The sequence below is a fragment of the Methylorubrum extorquens genome (assembly GCF_024169925.1).
Taxonomy (GTDB): Bacteria; Pseudomonadota; Alphaproteobacteria; order Rhizobiales; family Beijerinckiaceae; genus Methylobacterium; species Methylobacterium extorquens_A.
Window position 1 is genome coordinate 4,509,222 of the sequence record NZ_JALJXF010000001.1, and the last position, 17,015, is coordinate 4,526,236.

Annotated in this window: 15 protein-coding genes; 11 read left to right on the forward strand and 4 right to left on the reverse strand. The window is 70.0% G+C overall.

The window, feature by feature from the left end; all coding sequences use genetic code 11:
* The first annotated feature begins 168 nt into the window (after window positions 1-168).
* The 3 genes from J2W78_RS21060 to mqo all read left to right on the forward strand — a co-directional run bounded on the left by J2W78_RS21060 (window position 169) and on the right by mqo (window position 3,822).
* The gene (locus J2W78_RS21060) at window positions 169-1,260 is read left to right on the forward strand and encodes a YcxB family protein (RefSeq protein WP_253373545.1); all 1,092 of its coding nucleotides are present in this window, start codon (window positions 169-171) and stop codon (window positions 1,258-1,260) included.
* Window positions 1,257-1,934: a hypothetical protein gene (locus J2W78_RS21065; protein ID WP_253373546.1), complete on the forward strand. Its 678-nt coding sequence runs from the start codon at window positions 1,257-1,259 to the stop codon at window positions 1,932-1,934. The genes J2W78_RS21060 and J2W78_RS21065 overlap by 4 nt, the downstream gene beginning before the upstream one ends.
* A gap of 235 nt (window positions 1,935-2,169) precedes the next feature.
* The gene (gene mqo, locus J2W78_RS21070) at window positions 2,170-3,822 is read left to right on the forward strand and encodes a malate dehydrogenase (quinone) (RefSeq protein WP_253374107.1); all 1,653 of its coding nucleotides are present in this window, start codon (window positions 2,170-2,172) and stop codon (window positions 3,820-3,822) included.
* 24 nt (window positions 3,823-3,846) lie between these two features.
* Here mqo and J2W78_RS21075 read toward each other — a convergent pair whose 3' ends face one another.
* A complete protein-coding gene (locus J2W78_RS21075; RefSeq protein WP_253373547.1) occupies window positions 3,847-4,983 on the reverse strand; it encodes an AI-2E family transporter in 1,137 nt (378 codons plus the stop codon).
* A 65-nt stretch (window positions 4,984-5,048) separates the two neighbouring features.
* Window positions 5,049-5,501: a molybdenum cofactor biosynthesis protein MoaE gene (locus J2W78_RS21080; protein ID WP_253373548.1), complete on the reverse strand. Its 453-nt coding sequence runs from the start codon at window positions 5,499-5,501 to the stop codon at window positions 5,049-5,051.
* Window positions 5,502-5,661: 160 nt separating this feature from the next.
* On the opposite strand from J2W78_RS21080, the gene J2W78_RS21085 reads away from it, so the two are divergent.
* A complete protein-coding gene (locus J2W78_RS21085; protein ID WP_253373549.1) occupies window positions 5,662-6,684 on the forward strand; it encodes a gamma carbonic anhydrase family protein in 1,023 nt (340 codons plus the stop codon).
* 58 nt (window positions 6,685-6,742) lie between these two features.
* Window positions 6,743-7,735, forward strand: coding sequence for an iron exporter MbfA (gene mbfA, locus J2W78_RS21090; protein ID WP_253373550.1), 993 nt, complete (start codon window positions 6,743-6,745; stop codon window positions 7,733-7,735).
* 106 nt (window positions 7,736-7,841) lie between these two features.
* Here mbfA and J2W78_RS21095 read toward each other — a convergent pair whose 3' ends face one another.
* Complete coding sequence (locus J2W78_RS21095; RefSeq protein ID WP_253373551.1) at window positions 7,842-8,528, reverse strand: DsbA family protein; 687 nt, start codon at window positions 8,526-8,528, stop codon at window positions 7,842-7,844.
* 173 nt (window positions 8,529-8,701) lie between these two features.
* On the opposite strand from J2W78_RS21095, the gene J2W78_RS21100 reads away from it, so the two are divergent.
* On the forward strand, window positions 8,702-8,959 hold the full coding sequence (locus J2W78_RS21100) for a type II toxin-antitoxin system Phd/YefM family antitoxin (RefSeq protein WP_253373552.1): 258 nt from the start codon (window positions 8,702-8,704) through the stop codon (window positions 8,957-8,959).
* Entirely contained in the window at window positions 8,956-9,336 is a 381-nt protein-coding gene (locus J2W78_RS21105) for a type II toxin-antitoxin system VapC family toxin (protein WP_253373553.1), read from the forward strand. Before J2W78_RS21100 ends, J2W78_RS21105 begins: the two co-directional genes overlap by 4 nt.
* A 64-nt stretch (window positions 9,337-9,400) precedes the next feature.
* On the opposite strand, the gene J2W78_RS21110 is transcribed toward J2W78_RS21105, so the two are convergent.
* Entirely contained in the window at window positions 9,401-12,817 is a 3,417-nt protein-coding gene (locus tag J2W78_RS21110; RefSeq protein ID WP_253373554.1) for an acyl-[ACP]--phospholipid O-acyltransferase, read from the reverse strand.
* A 293-nt stretch (window positions 12,818-13,110) separates the two neighbouring features.
* Here J2W78_RS21110 and J2W78_RS21115 point away from each other — a divergent pair, with 293 nt between their 5' ends.
* From J2W78_RS21115 to hisG, 4 genes are all read left to right on the forward strand, one after another.
* Window positions 13,111-13,623: a TetR/AcrR family transcriptional regulator gene (locus tag J2W78_RS21115; protein WP_253374108.1), complete on the forward strand. Its 513-nt coding sequence runs from the start codon at window positions 13,111-13,113 to the stop codon at window positions 13,621-13,623.
* Between the two features lie 116 nt (window positions 13,624-13,739).
* On the forward strand, window positions 13,740-14,627 hold the full coding sequence (locus J2W78_RS21120) for a TIGR01459 family HAD-type hydrolase (protein ID WP_253373555.1): 888 nt from the start codon (window positions 13,740-13,742) through the stop codon (window positions 14,625-14,627).
* Window positions 14,628-14,772: 145 nt separating this feature from the next.
* Window positions 14,773-15,927: an ATP phosphoribosyltransferase regulatory subunit gene (locus tag J2W78_RS21125; RefSeq protein WP_253373556.1), complete on the forward strand. Its 1,155-nt coding sequence runs from the start codon at window positions 14,773-14,775 to the stop codon at window positions 15,925-15,927.
* Window positions 15,924-16,901: an ATP phosphoribosyltransferase gene (gene hisG, locus J2W78_RS21130; RefSeq protein WP_253373557.1), complete on the forward strand. Its 978-nt coding sequence runs from the start codon at window positions 15,924-15,926 to the stop codon at window positions 16,899-16,901. The genes J2W78_RS21125 and hisG overlap by 4 nt, the downstream gene beginning before the upstream one ends.
* The last annotated feature ends 114 nt before the right edge of the window (window positions 16,902-17,015 follow it).

Here is a 17,015-nt window from a genome sequence, read left to right on the forward strand (position 1 = left end):
CTCCTCCTGCCCGTCGTCCCCTCCCTCTCCGGCCGCCCGCCCGTTCCGGAGGCGCCGCTCACCTTCGAGGCTCCCCTCACCTTCGAGCATCGGGTCACCGGGAGCCTCTACGCCCAGAGGGCGCCGCTCGCGGCGCAGCGGCGGCGCATCCTCACGCTCGGCCTGCCGGTGCTGTGGTTCCTGACCCTGCTCGGCGCGGTCTCGGCCTGGGCGACGTCGGGCGGGCGACGCAGCCTTTCGGCGCTCTGGCGCGACCTGCCGAGCTTCGATCCGCTGCCGCTCGCCGCCACACTCGTCCTGATCGCGCTCGCCCTGCTCGCCCATTACGCGCTCCACCCCTGGTTCGCCCGCCGCAAGGTGCGGGCCCTGATGGGGCCGCCGGGCGGTGAAGACCGCGATCCGAGTCCCGTGCCGGTGCGCTACCGGCTCGACGGCGCCGGGCTGACCCAGACCGCGCCGGATCTCGTGAGCTTCGTGCCCTGGCCGCGCATCCGCGACCTCGCGGAGGACCGGCACCATCTCTTCCTGCTGACGGAGATCGGCGACGTTCCGGTCGTGCTGCCCAAGGCGTCGCTGAGCACGGAGACCATCGCCGGCATCCGGCGCTGGATGCAGGCCTGCGCCGGCCGGACCGCCCCGACGGCGCCGCCGGCCGAACCGGCCACCAGGCCCGAGGCCGTGCGCGCCACGATGCGTCTGACGCCGGGGGAGCGGGTGCCGATCATCCTGCGCGCGCTGGAGAATCCTTTAGCCCGCCGCGCCCGGCTCACCGGCGCCGCCGCGTGGCTCGTGGGCCTGACCCTGCTCTACCCCGTCCTGCTGACGATGCTCTGGGCGGTCGATCCCTACCGGGTGCCGTTCTCCGACGCGCTACCGCTCTTCGTCGAAATGGTCGCGAACGCGTTCTGGAAGCCCGCCGCCGCCGTCGCGGGGGTGATTGCCCTGTTCCTCGCGGCCCATCCTTTCGCGCGCCGCTGGCTCGCGCGGGATCTCGCCGCACAGCTCGACGCCGAGGAGTCCCCCGCCGAGGCCGAGATCGTGATCGACGAGGCCGGCATCACCACCGCGAAGGACGGCGCCCACGCCCATCTCGGCTGGCCGCTGTTTCGCCGACGCGAGCGGGTCGGCGACCTGATGATCCTGCCGATGCGCTGGGACGAGATGCTGCCCGTGCCGCTGCGGATCTTCGAGCCTGAGGCGCGCGCCCGCTTCGAGGCGCTGGCCGAACGCCACGTTCCGAAGGAGATCCGCGCCCGATGACCGACGCGTCCGCCCGTCCCCGACTGCACACGGCCCTTCTCGCCGCCTGCCTGCTGCCATACCTGCTCGCGATCACCCCGGCCCTGGCCGAGGAGGCGCCGGACTCCACCGAGGAGCCGGCACCCGATGCGAGCACGGACGGGGCCGATTCCCTGCCGGGCCCGACGACGCTGCGCCTCGATCAAGGTTTCACGCTCGACCTGCCGCCGGGCTGGGTGCTGGAGGAGGCCGACGAAGATCCCGGCGACGCCTCCGGCCGGCGCGTGGTGCGGATCGTGTGCGAGACACCCGCCTGCGCCCGCACCAAGGAGGCCTGCACCCTGCGCCTGCGAACCGCGCCGGTCGAGGGGGCGGACGACGCGGCCCGTCTTGCCGGGCTCTACACGTCGCCGCTCTCCCGCTACGTCCGCCTGCGCGCGGTCCTGAAGAGCACGAGCCTGGGCGCCTCGATCCGCCGCCCGCTCGGGCCCGAGCGATTCGGGCCGCGCGATTGGATCGCCGTCGAGACCGAGGCGGCGCCGCGGTTCAAGTCAGGGCTGTTCGCCGAGACCGTGATCGACGGCCGTTATCTCGGAGCGATCTGCAAGACCTGCGAGACCGGCGCGGTGCGCTATGAGGCCGCCCGCGCCGTGCTGGGGAGCGTCCGCCGGGTGGAGCGCTCGGCGGCGCGCTGAAGGCTTGTCCATGGGCCGGTCACGCGGACGGATCGGCGACCTGGGGTTGGCCTGACAATCGGCTGCGCGTGTTCAAGGTTTCAGGGCATGGCAGCCATGTAATCGGCGGGTTGTCGCTCGCCCGAGCGTGTTGTAGCGGACCGGTCGGGCCAATAAATTTTTGAGCGGCACGAAAAATAAAATGAATTCTGACGATAAACTGCACATTCGTTCCGCCAATCTGCAACATAGTCTGATGCCGATGAACCGGCGTCACGTTCTCGGCGGCGCGCTGGCGGGTCTTGCGGCCACCGCCCTGCCGGCTTCGCCCCTGCTCGCCGCGGGCGAGCCCCGCAAGGTCGATGTCCTGCTGATCGGCGGCGGCATCATGAGCGCGACGCTCGGTGTCTGGCTGCGGGAGCTCGAACCCGACTGGTCGCTAGAGATGGTCGAGCGGCTCGACGGCGTGGCGCTGGAAAGCTCCAACGGCTGGAACAATGCCGGCACCGGCCACTCGGCCCTGGCCGAGCTGAACTACACGCCGGAGGATTCCAAGGGGAACGTCCAGATCAACAAGGCCGTCGAGATCAACGAGGCCTTCCAGGTCACGCGCCAGTTCATGGCTTGGCAGGTCCAAAAGGGCGTGCTGAAGAACCCCCGCTCCTTCATCAACTCCACGCCCCACATGAGCTTCGTCTGGGGCGACGACAACATCACCTTCCTGCGCAAGCGCTACGAGGCGCTGAAGGCGAGCCCGCTGTTTGCCGGGATGGAGTTCTCGACCGACCCCGAGCAGCTCAAGAAGTGGGTCCCCGTGATGATGGAGGGGCGCGACCCGAAGCAGAAGGTCGCCGCCACGTGGTCGCCGCTCGGCACCGATTGCGAGTGGGGCGAGGTCACCCGCCAGTACATCGCCTCGCTGAAGAGCGGGCCGAAGTTCGACCTGCGCCTCTCGACCGAGGTCGAGAGCTTCGAGCGTAACGGGGACGGCACCTGGCGCGTCACGTCGAAGAACCTGAAGGACGGCAGCCGCCACACGGTCGATGCCCGGTTCGTGTTCATCGGCGCCGGCGGCGGTGCCCTTCACCTGCTGCAGGCCTCCGGCATCCCGGAAGCCGACGATTACGGCGGCTTCCCCGTCGGCGGCTCGTTCCTCGTCACCGAGAATCAGGACGTGGCTCTGCGCCACCTCGCCAAGGCCTACGGCAAGGCCTCGGTCGGCTCGCCGCCGATGTCGGTGCCGCATCTCGACACGCGGATGCTCGACGGCAAGCGCGTGATCCTGTTCGGACCATTCGCGACCTTCTCGACCAAGTTCCTGAAGGAGGGCTCCTACTTCGACCTCTTGACCTCGACCACCACCAGCAACGTCTGGCCGATGGTTCGCGTCGGCGTCGAGCAGTACCCGCTGATCGAGTACCTCGCCGGCCAGGTGATGCTCTCCGACGAGGACCGCTACCAAGCCCTGCGCGAGTACTTCCCCGACGCGAAGAAGGACGAGTGGCGCCTCGTCCAGGCCGGGCAGCGCGTGCAGATCATCAAGCGCGACCCGGAGAAGGGCGGCGTCTTGAAGCTCGGCACCGAGGTGGTCGCGGCCAAGGACGGCAGCATCGCCGCCCTGCTCGGCGCCTCGCCGGGCGCCTCCACCGCCGCGCCGATCATGCTGACGGTGCTGGAGAAGGTCTTCGCGAAGAAGGTCGCCAGCCCCGAATGGCAGGCGAAGATCCGCCAGATCGTGCCGAGCTACGGGACCAAGCTGAACGACGATCCGCAGCGGGTCTACCAGGAACTCGCCTATACCAGCGAGCACCTGCAGCTCACCCCGCCGCCGCAGATCGGGGCTCCGGCCCAGCCGCTGCCCGCAGCCGAGATGGGGACCGTCAAGCCGGTCCCCGACATGGCGCCGTAAGACGATCGGGGCCGGAGCGGAGGATCAGGCCTCCGCTTCGGCCCCGTCCTCGATGTAGAGTTCCTCCAGCAGCACCTTGATCACGGCGACCAGCGGCAGCGCGAGTGCCACGCCCCAGAGGCCGAACAGCACGCCGAGCAGGAGCTGGCCGGCGAAGATCGTCGCCGCCGGCAGGTCGAGGGCGCGGCGCTGGATGAAGGGCGTGAGCCCGTAGCTCTCCGCCGCCTGCACCGCGAGGTAGACGCCGAGCGCCCCGAGCAGGCCGTTCAGCCCCGAGGCGAGGCTGCTCAGCACGATCACCAGACCCGCGATCAGGGGCCCGACGGTCGGCACGAAGGCGAGCAGGCCCGCCTGGAGTCCCAGGATCAGCGCGCCGCCGATCCCGAGGAAGCTCAGGCCCGCCCAGGTCAGCACGAAGATCGCTGCCATGGTCACGAGCTGCCCGAACAGCCAGTGCCGCAGGGTCTCGCCCGACCCGTCGAGGACGCGCGCGCCGGTCTCGCGATGGCGCGGGGGCACGAGCCGCAGGGCGCCGTTGCGGTAGCTCCCCGGATCGGCAGCGATGGCGACGCCGAGGAAGACGATGACGAGGACGTTGCCGAGGGCGTTAAACAGCGCCAGGACCACGCTCGCCGCCGGCCCGAGCACGCTGCCGGCATCCGACAGCAGCGAGCCGGGGCTCTTGAGGGCGCCGGAGGCGAGGCCGGCGAGGCCACCCTCCTTCCCGTTCTTGTCCTTGCCCTCTCCGCCCTGACCGGCGCCGGCCGGCGCCCCCTGCGACAGGTCGATCTCGACGCCGCGCTCCTTCAGCCAGTCGCGCACGGTCTCCGATTGCTGGCGCACCGTGGCCCCAAGGTCGCGCGCCTGGCTCGCCACGGTGGCGCCGCCGAAGGCCGAGAGGCCGACGGCGAGGGCGGCGAGGACGAGGCAGACGAGCGTGAGGCGCCAGCCGCGCCCGATCGGCAGCACGTAGCCGAGGCCCCGCGTCAGCCCGTCGAGGAAGACGGCGAACAGGATGCCGGAAAAGATCAGCAGCAGCGTCGCCGCCGCGGTCCAGGCGAGCCAGAGGGCGGCGGCAAAGGCTACGACCGCGATGCCCGCGGCCGCGAGGCGTCGCGCGCCCGGCGGGTTGGCCGGCGGGCTGAAAGGGGGAGCCGTCATGGTTCGGGGGATCCGTTCGCAGTTCATGCGGGGCCGCAGGGGACCCCGGTACAATCAAATGTGTATCACGCCCAGGCTTGGGCGGCGGCGGCGTCGGCTTCCGTCGCCGCGACCCAGCCGCCGATGGTGCCGTCGGCGAGGTGTTCGCGCTTCCAGAACGGGGCGCGGGTCTTGAGGTAGTCCATCAGGAAGTCGGCCGCGGCGAAGGCGGCCTTGCGGTGGGGCGAGGCGCTGACGACGAGGACGATGCCCTCGCCCGGCCGCACCAGCCCGTGGCGGTGGATCACCCGGAGGGCCTGAACCGGCCAGCGGGCCTGCGCCTCCTCCACCACGCGGGCGATCTCGGCCTCGGCCATGCCGGGGTAGTGCTCCAGCTCCAGCGCGGCGAGCCGGCCCGCCTCATCGCGGCACAGGCCGGAGAAGGTCACCACCGCCCCCGCCCGCCCGGCGAGGTCCGCCTCGATCCGGGCGATCTCGGCGGCGGTGTCGAAGGGCTCGGACTGGATGCTGACCGTCATGACCCACTGGTAACCCACATTTCGGGAACGCGTACGCGGCGCCGACAGGTTAGGCCCGGCGTTTTCGCAAAGCCCCGTTACCCCGTTTGCCCGTGAGCCTATATGGCTCAAGAATAGGACCGCGCCACCGGCGCCGTTTCGACGAACAGCGAGCCGCGACGTGACGCCCGACCTGATCCTGCCCCATGACGGCATCCTGCCCGTCTTCGCCAGCCGCCCCGTCTGGTGCGGGCGCGCCAGCACCGTGATCGGCGCCGCCACCCTCGGGGCCCAGGCTTGGCTCGGCGACGACAGCGTGATCCGCAGCGACGGCCAGCCGATCACCGCGGGCGAGCGCTTCTGGCTCGGCGCCCGCTCCACCGTCCACATCGCCACCGAATCGCTGCCGACGCAGATCGGTGACCGGGTCACGGTCGGCCGCAACGCGGTGGTGCATGCCTGCACCGTCGGCTCGGATGTGGTGATCGAGGACGACGCGATCATCCTCGACGGCGCGACCGTCGGCGACAACGTGCTGATCGAGGCGGGCGCCACGATCTTCCCCCGCTCGAAGCTCGAGAGCGGCTTCGCCTATGGCGGCAACCCGGCCAAGCGCCTGCGCCCGGTGACGCCGGAGGAACTGGCTGAGCGGGCCGAACGCCTGCGCGAGGCTTCGGGCGAGGCGTCGAGCCCGCCCGTGCCGGCCGAGCCGCTGGAGACCGAAGCCAGCGTGTTCGTGGCCCGCACCGCCCGTCTCTCCGGCCGCATCGCGCTCGGCGCCGGATCGACGGTGCTGTTCTCCTGCGAACTCGCCGCGGAAGTGGGCCCGATCGTGGTCGGCGCCGACACCAACATCCAGGACAACACCGTGATCCGCAGCCGCGGCGAGGGCGTGGTGATCGGGCGCGACACCACGATCGGCCACAACGTGCGCATGGCCGATTGCCGAATCGGCGCCCGCAGCCTCATCGGCATCGGCTCGGTGCTGGCGCCGGGCACGGTGGTGGCCGACGACGTGATGCTAGCCGGCGGCTCGACCACCGATCCGGGCCAGTTGCTGGAGGGCGGCCATCTCTGGGGCGGGCGCCCGGCCCGCATCCTCGGCGCCCTCGACCCGGCGAAGCGCGCGATGATGAGCCACATCGTCGAGGGCTATTGCCGGCACGGGCGCGAGTACCGGCTGCTGCAGGAGCAGGAGGGGTGAGGCTGCCCGCAGCCCTCATCCGCTCCGCCGCACGCCATCCCCGGAGATCGACGCAGCGATGATGAGCCGACTCTCGATGCTCACGCTCGGCGGCCGGAAGCGGTTCGACGATCTCGGCGAGCAGGAGATCCTGGCGCTGGCGATCGGCTCCGAGGAGGAGGACGGCCAGATCTACCGCGCCTATGCGGCACGCCTGCGCGCCGACTATCCCCATTCCGCCGCCCTGTTCGACGCGATGGCGGAGGCCGAGGACGAGCACCGGCGCCGGCTGATCGCACGCTACAAGGAGCGCTTCGGCGATTTCATCATCCCGATCCGGCGCGAGCACATCGCCGGCTATTATGCCCGCAAGCCGGTCTGGCTGATACGCCATCTCGGGCTCGACCGCGTCCGCGAGGAGGCCGCCGCGATGGAGCGGCAGGCGCGTGACTTCTACCTCGCCGCCGCCCGGCGCTCGACCGACGCCGACACGCGGGCCCTGCTCGGCGACCTCGCCGCGGCGGAGAGCGCGCACGAGCGCACGGCCGAGGCACTGAGAGACGCGCATCTCGGCGGGACCGTCCGCGACGATGAGGACGCGGCCGCGCATCGCCAGTTCATCCTGACCTGGGTCCAGCCGGGGCTTGCCGGACTCATGGACGGGTCGGTCTCGACGCTCGCCCCGATCTTCGCCACCGCGTTTGCCACGCAGAACCCGTGGACGACCTTCCTCGTCGGCCTCTCGGCCTCGATCGGCGCGGGCATCTCGATGGGCTTCACGGAAGCCGCGCACGACGACGGCAAGATCTCCGGGCGCGGCTCGCCGCTCAAGCGCGGCCTTGCCTCCGGCGTGATGACCGCGCTCGGCGGCCTCGGCCACGCGCTGCCCTACCTGATCCCGAACTTCTGGCTGGCGACGAGCATCGCCTTCGCCGTGGTCTTCGTCGAACTCTGGGCCATCGTCTGGATCCAGAACCGCTACATGGAGACGCCGTTCCTGCGCGCCGCCTTCCAGATCGTGCTCGGCGGCGCCCTCGTGCTGGCGACGGGCATCCTCATCGGCGGCGCTTGAAGCGCTCGAGCATCATCCCGAAAGGTGGCCTCCGGCTTTTGGAAAAAGATGATGCAAAAGCAATGAGCTAGAGCATCCTCTTGGATCCGATGTTCAGGACGATGCTCTAGCCGCAGGCGATCTGATCGCAGCGCCGCATCGCCCCGATCATCTTCGCCAGCGATTTCACGCCGGGATGGCCGAGCACGCCCGTGTTGCCGAGGACGTAGGAGGGCGTCGCGGTGAGGCCGAGATTGGCGGCGACGTTCATGTGCGCGCGCATCGCCTCGCGCACCTCGTCGCTGTCGGCGATCCCTTCGAGTTCGGCACGCGGCACCCCGGCCTTGGCACCGATCTCGAGCGCCTTGAGTCCGTCGATCTGGCCCCTGGTGGCGAGAAGCTGGCCGTAGAAGGCGAAAGCCGCGGCCGAGCCAAGCTTGCGCTGGACCGCGAGCGAGACCTTGGCGGCCTGGGCCGACATCGGCGAGAGGATCGGGTTGTGGACGAGGCCGATGCGGAGGCCCGGGTCGCTGGCGGCGAGCGCGGTGACGTCGGCGGCGGCCTTGCGGCACCAGGGGCAGTTGTAGTCGAAGAACTCGTAGAGGGTCACCTCGGCCTCGCGCGGCCCGACATAGGTGACGCCGCGCAACTCCTGGATCTGCCCGGTGATCTCGCCGGGCAGCCGCATGTTGGCCACCGGCCGGCCCTCGTCGTTCTCGACCTTGAAGGTCTGGCCATAGCTCTGCGCGGCGGCGGGGCCGGCGATCGCGAGGCCGAGCGAGGAGGCGAGGAAGCGGCGGCGGGAGAGGGGCATCAGCAACGGACCGGACAGTGGGACGCCGCCGAGGATAGGGCCAAGAATGGTTTAAGTTCGACTTCCTGCAGGACGGCCGGGACGGTTCGATCCGGTGGTCGGCACGAGACCTTGTATTGGACTATCGAGTAGTCCAAATTCGAATCCATCTCGTCGGAAGAGGAAATGGGCCGATGCACGTCTCAGTGACAGACGCCAAGGGACAGTTGACCGACTTGGTACGACGCGCAGAAGCAGGAGAGGAAATCATCCTGACGCGGCACGGCCATGCCGCTGTTCGCCTCGTGCCCGTCAGGATGGCGCCGGATCGACAGGCACGACGGGCTGTCCTGAACGCCGTCAGGAAGTCCGCAGCGGCCAAGCCATCGCCAGGGCCACGTGCGGAGCGGAGTCAGGACTTCCTCTATGGCGAGGATGGGTTACCCGAGTGATCGTGGTCGATACCTCGGCCTTGATGGCAATCCTCCTCGGTGAAGCGGAGGCGGACCGATGCGCCGACGTTCTGGAAGCCGAGGATAAGATCCTCATCTCGGCCGGCACGATGGCCGAGGCCTTGATCGTTGCTTTGCGACGGAATCGGGGGGACGAGATGAAAAAGCTTATCGCCGGCCTCGGCATCGAGACCATCGGCGTGACAGCTGCCACCGTGCAGAATGTCGTTCAAGCCTACGAGACATGGGGCAAAGGCGCCCATTCCGCTTCCCTGAATTTCGGCGACTGCTTTGCTTACGCTCTGGCGAAGGAGAGAGGTTGCCGTCTGCTTTATGTCGGTGAGGCTTTTGCACGGACCGATCTGGAACGCGCATAACCAGTATACGACATGATCAGCGGAAAACGGCTTCCGAACCAGATCGCCCGAAAGCCGAAAATCCTCACGCCGCTTCCGCCGTCGCCGCCCGCTCCCTTGCGAGCTTCGTGACGCTGACCTGATCGACCTTGCCGGTGCCGAGCATCGGCAGGCCCTCCACGACGACCACCTCGGCGGGAATGGCGACGTCGGCCGCGCCCCGGCTCTTGGCGTGGGTCTGGTAGGCGGCTCGCGTCGCGCCCTTGGCCTGCGTGAACAGGATCAGGCGCTCGCCCTTGCGGGCGTCGGGCACGGCGGCCACCGCGCTCGGGGCGTCGGGCCAGAGTTCGGCGGCGAGCGCCTCGACGCTGGCCAGCGACACCATCTCGCCCGCGATCTTGGCGAAGCGCTTGGCCCGGCCCTTGATCGTGACGAAGCCGTCGGCATCGAAGGCGACGATGTCGCCGGTGTCGTACCAGCCGTCCGCGGGCGGCTCCAGCACGCCGGGATTCTCCGCCCGCAGGTAGCCGAGCATGATGTTGGGGCCGCGCACCATGAGGCGTCCGCCCTCGTCGATGCCGGGCACCGGTTCGAGGCGCGATTCGATGCCCGGCAGCAGCCGGCCGACGGTGCCGAAGCGGTTGAACATCGGCGTGTTGAGCGCGAGCACAGGCCCGCACTCGGTGACGCCGTAACCCTCCAGGATGCGCAGGCCGAACTTCTCCGCCCAGGTCTTGCGGGTGGATTGCTTCACGGCCTCCGCTCCGGCCACGACGTAGCGCAAGGAGCGCAGGTCGTAGGAATGCGCCATCTTCGCGTAGCCGGTGAGGAAGGTGTCGGTGCCGAACAGGACCGTGGCATTCGTGCCGTAGATCAGTTCGGGCACGATCCGGTAGTGCAGCGGGGAAGGATAGAGGTAGACCGGCACGCCCGAGATCAGCGGCAGCACCAGCCCGGCCGTCAGCCCGAAGGCGTGGAAGACGGGCAGCACGTTGAACACCTTGTCGCGCGGCCCGAAATCGATGCGCGCGGCGACCTGCGCGGTGTTGGCGAGCATCGCCCGGTTGGCGAGCATCACGCCCTTCGGCGTGCCCTCCGAACCCGAGGTGAACAGGATCGCGACCGGATCGCTACCCTTGCGCGCGACCAGCGGACGACGGGGGCTCAGGAACCCGCGGATCTTGTCGCCCGTGGTCACGCCCGCCCGCACGTCCTCGAGATAGATCAGACGCACGCTGCCCTGGATGCCCTCGATCAGGGTGCCGAGGCGCCCCTTCTCGATGAAGGCGCGCGAGGTGAGGATGGTGTCGACTTGCGCCGCCTTGCAGGCCGAGAGCACCGCGGTGGGGCCGGCGGAGAAGTTGATCATCGCCGGCACGCGCCCCGCGCTGGCCAGCGCGAAGAACGTCACCGCGGCGCCGTTGGCGTTGGGCAGCATCAACCCGACCGGCTTTTTCGCGTCGGGCAGGAGCGCCTGAAGCTTCCGGCCGAGGATGTTGGCGCCCATCACGAGGCGGGCATAGCTCATCGTGCCCGAGACCGGGTCTTCGAGCGCCGTGCGCCGCCAGCCGTGGAGTTGGCCCGCCTCGACCAGCGCGGAGAAGACGCCGCGGTCGATGTCGGCGGTCTCGAAGACGAGGTCCGACATGATGTCGTAGAGCGCTGCGCCCGCCGCGCGACGGCGGTTCTTGCCCTTGAGCTCGGGATCGACGTGGAGCCGGACCGGCGGCATGATCGTCACCGTGACCTTCGGCCACCATGCGCGACGCACCTGATCGCGCTTCAGGCGCGAGAAGATCGTGCGCTCCGGCCCGTCGATCTTCACCGGCACGACCATGGCGCCGGACTTGTCGGCGATCAGGCCCGCGCCGTCATAGACCTTCATCAGGCTGCCCGTGACGGTGAGCCGGCCCTCGGGGAAGATGATCAGCGTCTCGCCGCTCTTGACCGCGTTGATGAGCGTGCGGGTGGCGAGCGGGCGCGTCGGGTCGAGCGGCATCGCCTTCGTCACCTTGAGGAACGGCTTCACCCACCAGCGCTGGGCGATGCCGTGGTCGATGGCGAAGACGGGCTCCTGGTCGAGTAGCGAGAGCGCCAGCGGCGCATCGAGGAAGGAGACGTGGTTGAGGGCGACGATCGCGTTCGGGCCCGCCTTCTCCACGTTCTCCAAGCCCTTCACCTCCAGGCGGTAGAAGGCGCGGAACAGGATCGACAGGGCATCACGCAGGGGGTTCGTGGGCAGGGTCACGAGGATCACCGCGCCGGCGATCAGGTTCAGCACGGCCACGAGGCCGAGAAGCTGGGCCGTGGACAGGCCCGCGCCCTGAAGCACCGCGAGCGCGAGCGTCCCGCCGACCATGAAGGCGGCCGTCAGCACGTTGACCGCACCGATGACGCGGGCGCGCTTGGCCTTCTCGGTCCAGGCCTGCACCGCGGCGAACGAGGGCACGACGTAGAGCCCGCCCGCGACGGCCAGGCCGAAGAAGTCGCAGGCGATGCGCAGGCCCGAGCCGCCGGTGAGGAAGTCCCAGGCGCCGACCGGTTCGGCCGTGGCAGGGCTCACCTGAGAAACCGTCCAGGCGAGGTCGAGCCCGAACAGGCCCATCAGCACCGCGCCGACCGGCGTCGGCAGCAAGACGATGCGCCCGCTCGCGAGCCACGAGGCGAGGCCGGAGCCGACCGCGATGCCGACGGAGAAGATCGCGAGCAGGGTGGTGGCGACGATCTCGGTGCCGTTGAGGGTCTGGCGCACCAGCACGGGCAGCAGCGAGAGGATGACCACGCCGACGAGCCAGAACCAGCTCACGATCACCGAGCCGCGCCACAGCCGCGTGTCGGACCACAGGTCGCGCAGGAGTTCGGCGGTGGAGCGGGCGATGTTGCGGTCGACGTGGAGATCCGGCGCGCCCTCGCCGGTGGCCGGGATCATCCGGGCGGCGAGCCAGCACAGGACCGCCATGCCCATCAGCCCGGCGCTTAAGCCCAGCGCATGGCCGCCCATCGCCATGGCGAGACCCGCGGTGATGGTGCCGAGCAGGATGGCGAGGAAGGTCGCGGCCTCGACCAGAGCGTTGCCGGCGGTGAGTTCCTCGCGCTTCAGGTGATCGGGCAGGATGCCGTACTTGATCGGCCCGAACAGCGCCGCGATGATCCCGAACAGGCCCAGCGCCGCGAACAGCAGCGGCACCGAGTGCAGCCAGAAGCCGAGCACCGAGAGCAGGGCGGCGAAGATCTCCGCGAATTTCAGCCGCTTGGCCAAAACCGCCTTGTCGTAGCGGTCGGCCATCTGCCCGCCGAGGCCCGACAGGATGAAGAACGGGCCGATGAACACGGCGCTCGCCAGCGTCACGAGAACCCCGCCCGAACTCTCGCCCCGCGCGCTCACCTGGAACAGGATCAGCAGGGCGAGCGCGTTCTTGAGGAAATTGTCGTTGAAGGCGGAGAAGAATTGGCACCAGAACAGCGGCGCGAAGCGTCGCGTCGTCATCAGTGTGCGGAACATCGTGGTCTCTCCCGGCTCAGGGCATGACTGCCTGCCGACGGCGTAGGCGTCAAATCCGCGTTTTGCACGATGTTCAAAGTGAACGCGGTTCGAACCGGCCGCAAGCTTGATATTGCACGGCGTGCAATCTAACGCTGAGGCCGCGTGCGAACCGGCACGAGCACCGGCGGCAAGCGGGCACGGAGACGGATTTGGCAAGGGACTCGGCGCCCAAGGCAAGGGGGAGCGGACCGCGGGGCGAGCACGACCGCGAGGGCTTCATCGCCCTGGTCGCGGGCGCGGCGGAGAGCCTCGTGCGCAACGAGGGCTACCGTGCGCTCGGCATGCGGCGGCTGGCGGCGGCCATCGGCTACGCGCCGAACTCGATCTACAACGCGGTGGGCGACCTCGATCAGGTGGTTCTGCGGGTCAATGCCCGCACGCTCGCCCGGCTGCACACGGCACTGAGCGCGGAGATCGACCCGGATCGGGCACCGCGGAGCAACGCACTGGCCCTGGCCGACGCCTATCTCGTCTTCGTCGCCGCCGACCCGCGGGTCTGGAGCCTGCTGTTCGAGCATCTCGTCGCCCCCGACCAGCCGTTTCCGGACTGGTACGCCGCGGCCCTGGCCGAGCCGGTCGCGCTCGTCGATACGGTGCTGGCGCCGCTGATCGCCGATACCGACGAGCGCCGCCGGGCGGTGGCCGCCCTCTGGGCCGCCCTGCACGGGCTCGCCTCACTCTCGACCTCGCGCAAGCTCGCCGTGCTCACCCCCGACCCGCCGCGGGATCTCGCCCGGCTGCTGGTGGGGCGGTTCCTGGGGTGATTTTTGGGTTTTTCCCCCCGCGGGGAGGGCGGTGCGCGACCGGGATCGGCCGGCGGTCTTCAGTGAGACGCGAAGACGGGTATAGAGCCCGCAACACCGCCCGACCGGATCCTTCGATGACTCACCCTTCCGTCCCGACGCTGCGCCACTTCGCGGAAGTGGCCGAGCGCTACGACCTGATCCTGTGCGACGTCTGGGGCGTGCTGCATGACGGCACGCGCGGCCACACCGCCGCCGGCGAGGCGTTGATCCGCTTCCGGGGGCTCCCCGGACCCCGGCCGCGTCGCGTGATTCTCGTCTCGAATGCGCCCCGTCCCTGGCAAGGCGTCCAAAAAATCCTCGACGGCTACGGCGTGCCGCGGGAGGCCTACGACGCGATCCTCACCTCCGGCGACCTGACCCGGCGGCTGATCGCCGAGCATCCGGGCGAGCGGGTGTATCACTTGGGGCCGGAGCGCGACGCGCCGGTCTTCGATGGACTCGACCTCACCCTCGTGCCGGCAGAGGAGGCGCAGCGCATCGTCTGCACCGGCCTGTTCGATGACTATACCGAGACGGCGGAGGATTACCGCGAGGCGCTGGCCGAATTCCGCCAGCGCAACGTGCCGATGATCTGCGCCAACCCCGATCTCGTGGTCGAGCGCGACAAGAAGCTGATCCCCTGCGCCGGCCTGATCGCCCAGGCCTACGAGGCGATCGGCGGCGCGGTCGTCTATGCGGGCAAGCCCTACCGGCCGGTCTACGAGACGGCTTTGGCCATGGCTGGCGAACTCGACGGCCTGCCTCCGCCGGACGTGCGCCGCACCGTGGCGGTCGGCGACGCGATCCGCACCGACATCGCCGGGGCCGCCGGCTACGGCATCCCCTCGATCCTGGTGGCACGCGGCATCCACGCGGAGGAACTCGGGGTCGCGGCCGAGCACCACAGCCTCGGCGACATCGCCGAGTGGCTCAGCCGCCAGGAGGTGAAGCCCGACGCGGTGATCGAGCGGCTGGTCTGGTGATCGAGGAGGTCAGCGGAAAGCCGGCCCCCCTCCCTGCCAATTCGATGACTCTTACGCAGTCCGATCCGCGCGGAAATACCCCGGCCCGGTCGCCAATCGGGAGCGCGATTGCTATGGGGGCCAAAATCAAGCTGGATCCGAGACGATGACGAGACCGGAGGCAGGCGGCCCGAGCGGCGCGGAGGCGGTGCGCCATGTGCGGCTGTCGGCGCATTTTTCCGCTTGCGGATACGTGCCCGCGTCGCCCCCCGTGCTGCAGCCGGTGGAGCCGTTCCTCGAATTGTCGGGCGAGGACATCCGGCGGCGCATCTTCGTGACGCAGGACGCGACCGGGGCCGAGCTGTGCCTGCGGCCGGAATTCACGATTCCCGTCTGCCGCCTGCATCAGGCGACGCAGCCGGGCGAGAGCGCCGATTACAGCTATCTCGGCCCGGTCTTCCGCCTCGTGGCGGGCGAGCCCGACGAATTCGTCCAGGGCGGCATCGAGTCGATCGGGCGCACCGATACCCCGGCGGCGGATGCCGAGGTGCTGGGGCTCGCCCTCGAGGGGCTCGCCCTGCTCGGGCGCGCCGACGTCACGGTGCGGCTCGGCGATATGGGCCTCACCCACGCCTTCCTCGACGCGCTTCACGTGCCGCCGGTGGCCAAGCGCCGGACCCTGCGGGCCATCGCCGCCGGGCGCTCCCTCGACGAGGTCGCCAACAGCGTCCAGGCCGAGGACCGCCATGCCGGCTTGCTCGCCGCGATCCAGGGCCAGGATGCGGGCGCCGTGCGCGCCTTCGTCGAGGACGTGCTGTCGATCGCCGGCATCTCGCAGGTGGGTGGACGCAGCGCCGGGGCCATCGCCGAGCGCTTCCTCGCCAAGGCCTCGGCGCAGGCGCATGGGGGTGCAGGCCTCAACACGGCGAACCGCGAACTGATCGAGCGCTACTGCGCCATCTCCGGCGATCCCGATGCGGCGGTGGCCGCGGTGCGGGCGCTGGCGCGCGAGGCGGGCCTGACCCACGAAGGGCTGGAGGCGGCGCTCGCCCTGTTCGAGGAGCGCACCGGCTTCATGGCGGCGCGGGGTCTGCCGGTCGAGCGCTTCCGGTTCAACGGCGGGTTCGCGCGCAACCTCGACTATTACACCGGCTTCATCTTCGAGGTGACGGGCCCTCAGGGTGGCCCGACCCTGGTCGGCGGCGGGCGCTACGACGGGCTCCTGCAGCAGCTCGGCAGCCCGGTGCCGCTGCCGGCGGTGGGCTGCGCGTTCTGGCTGTCGCGCTGCACCGACGGAAGCGCTGAAGGAGTTGTCGCGTGACCGATGGTCCCCTCGTTCTTGCCGTCCCCTCGAAGGGCCGGCTTCAGGAGAATGCCAGCGCCTTCTTCTCCCGCGCGGGCTTGAAGCTCGTGCAGAAGGCGGGCGCGCGCGAGTATCGCGGTACGCTCGCCGGCCTTCCCGGCGTCGAGGTGCGCTATCTCTCGGCCTCGGAGATCGCCGGCCAGCTCGCCAGCGGTGCCGCCCATCTCGGCGTGACCGGCGAGGATCTGATCCGCGAGATGCTGCCCGACCCCGCCGGCAGCGTCGAATTGCTGACCCCGCTCGGCTTCGGCCATGCCAGCGTGGTGGTCGCGGTGCCGCAGGCCTGGATCGACGTGCGCGCCATGAGCGACCTCGACGAGGTGGCCAGCGAGATGCGACTGCGCCAGGGCCGGCGGATGCGCATCGCCACGAAATACGTGAACCTGACCCGTCGCTTCTTCGCCGAGGCCGGCATCGCCGATTACCGCATCGTCGAGAGCCTGGGGGCCACCGAGGGCGCCCCGGCGGCAGGCTCGGCGGAGATCATCGTCGACATCACCACCACCGGCACAACGCTCGCGGCCAACGCGCTGAAGATCCTCGACGACGGAGTCATGCTGCGCTCGGAGGCCAACCTCGTCGCCTCGCTGAAAGCCCCTTGGGGCGAGACGGCGCGGGCGAGCCTTCGCACCGTGCTCGGCCGCATCGCGGCGGAGGAGCGCGCCCGCACCAGCCGCGAGGTACGCGCCGCGCTTCCCGAGACCGGCGCGATCGATCTCGCCACCATCGCCGGCCTGCACGAGGCCGAGTTGCCCTACGGCGCCCCGCGGGGCGCGGACGGCGAGATCGTGATGCGGTGCCCCGTGGACGCGGTGTTCGACCTCTCCGACGCCCTGGTGCAGGCCGGGGCGCGGTCCGTCACCGTGCGGCGGATCGACTATGCCTTCGCGGCGGAGAACCCGCTGGCGGAGCGGCTGCTGGCGCGGCTGTGAGCGGCGGTTTTTGATGACTTAGGACGCCAAGGGTTCCCCTCTCTCCCCGCACGCGGGGAGAGGCTCATCCTGAAGCGCCCCCTCACCCTCGGCTGCCGCCTTGCTTCATGCCCC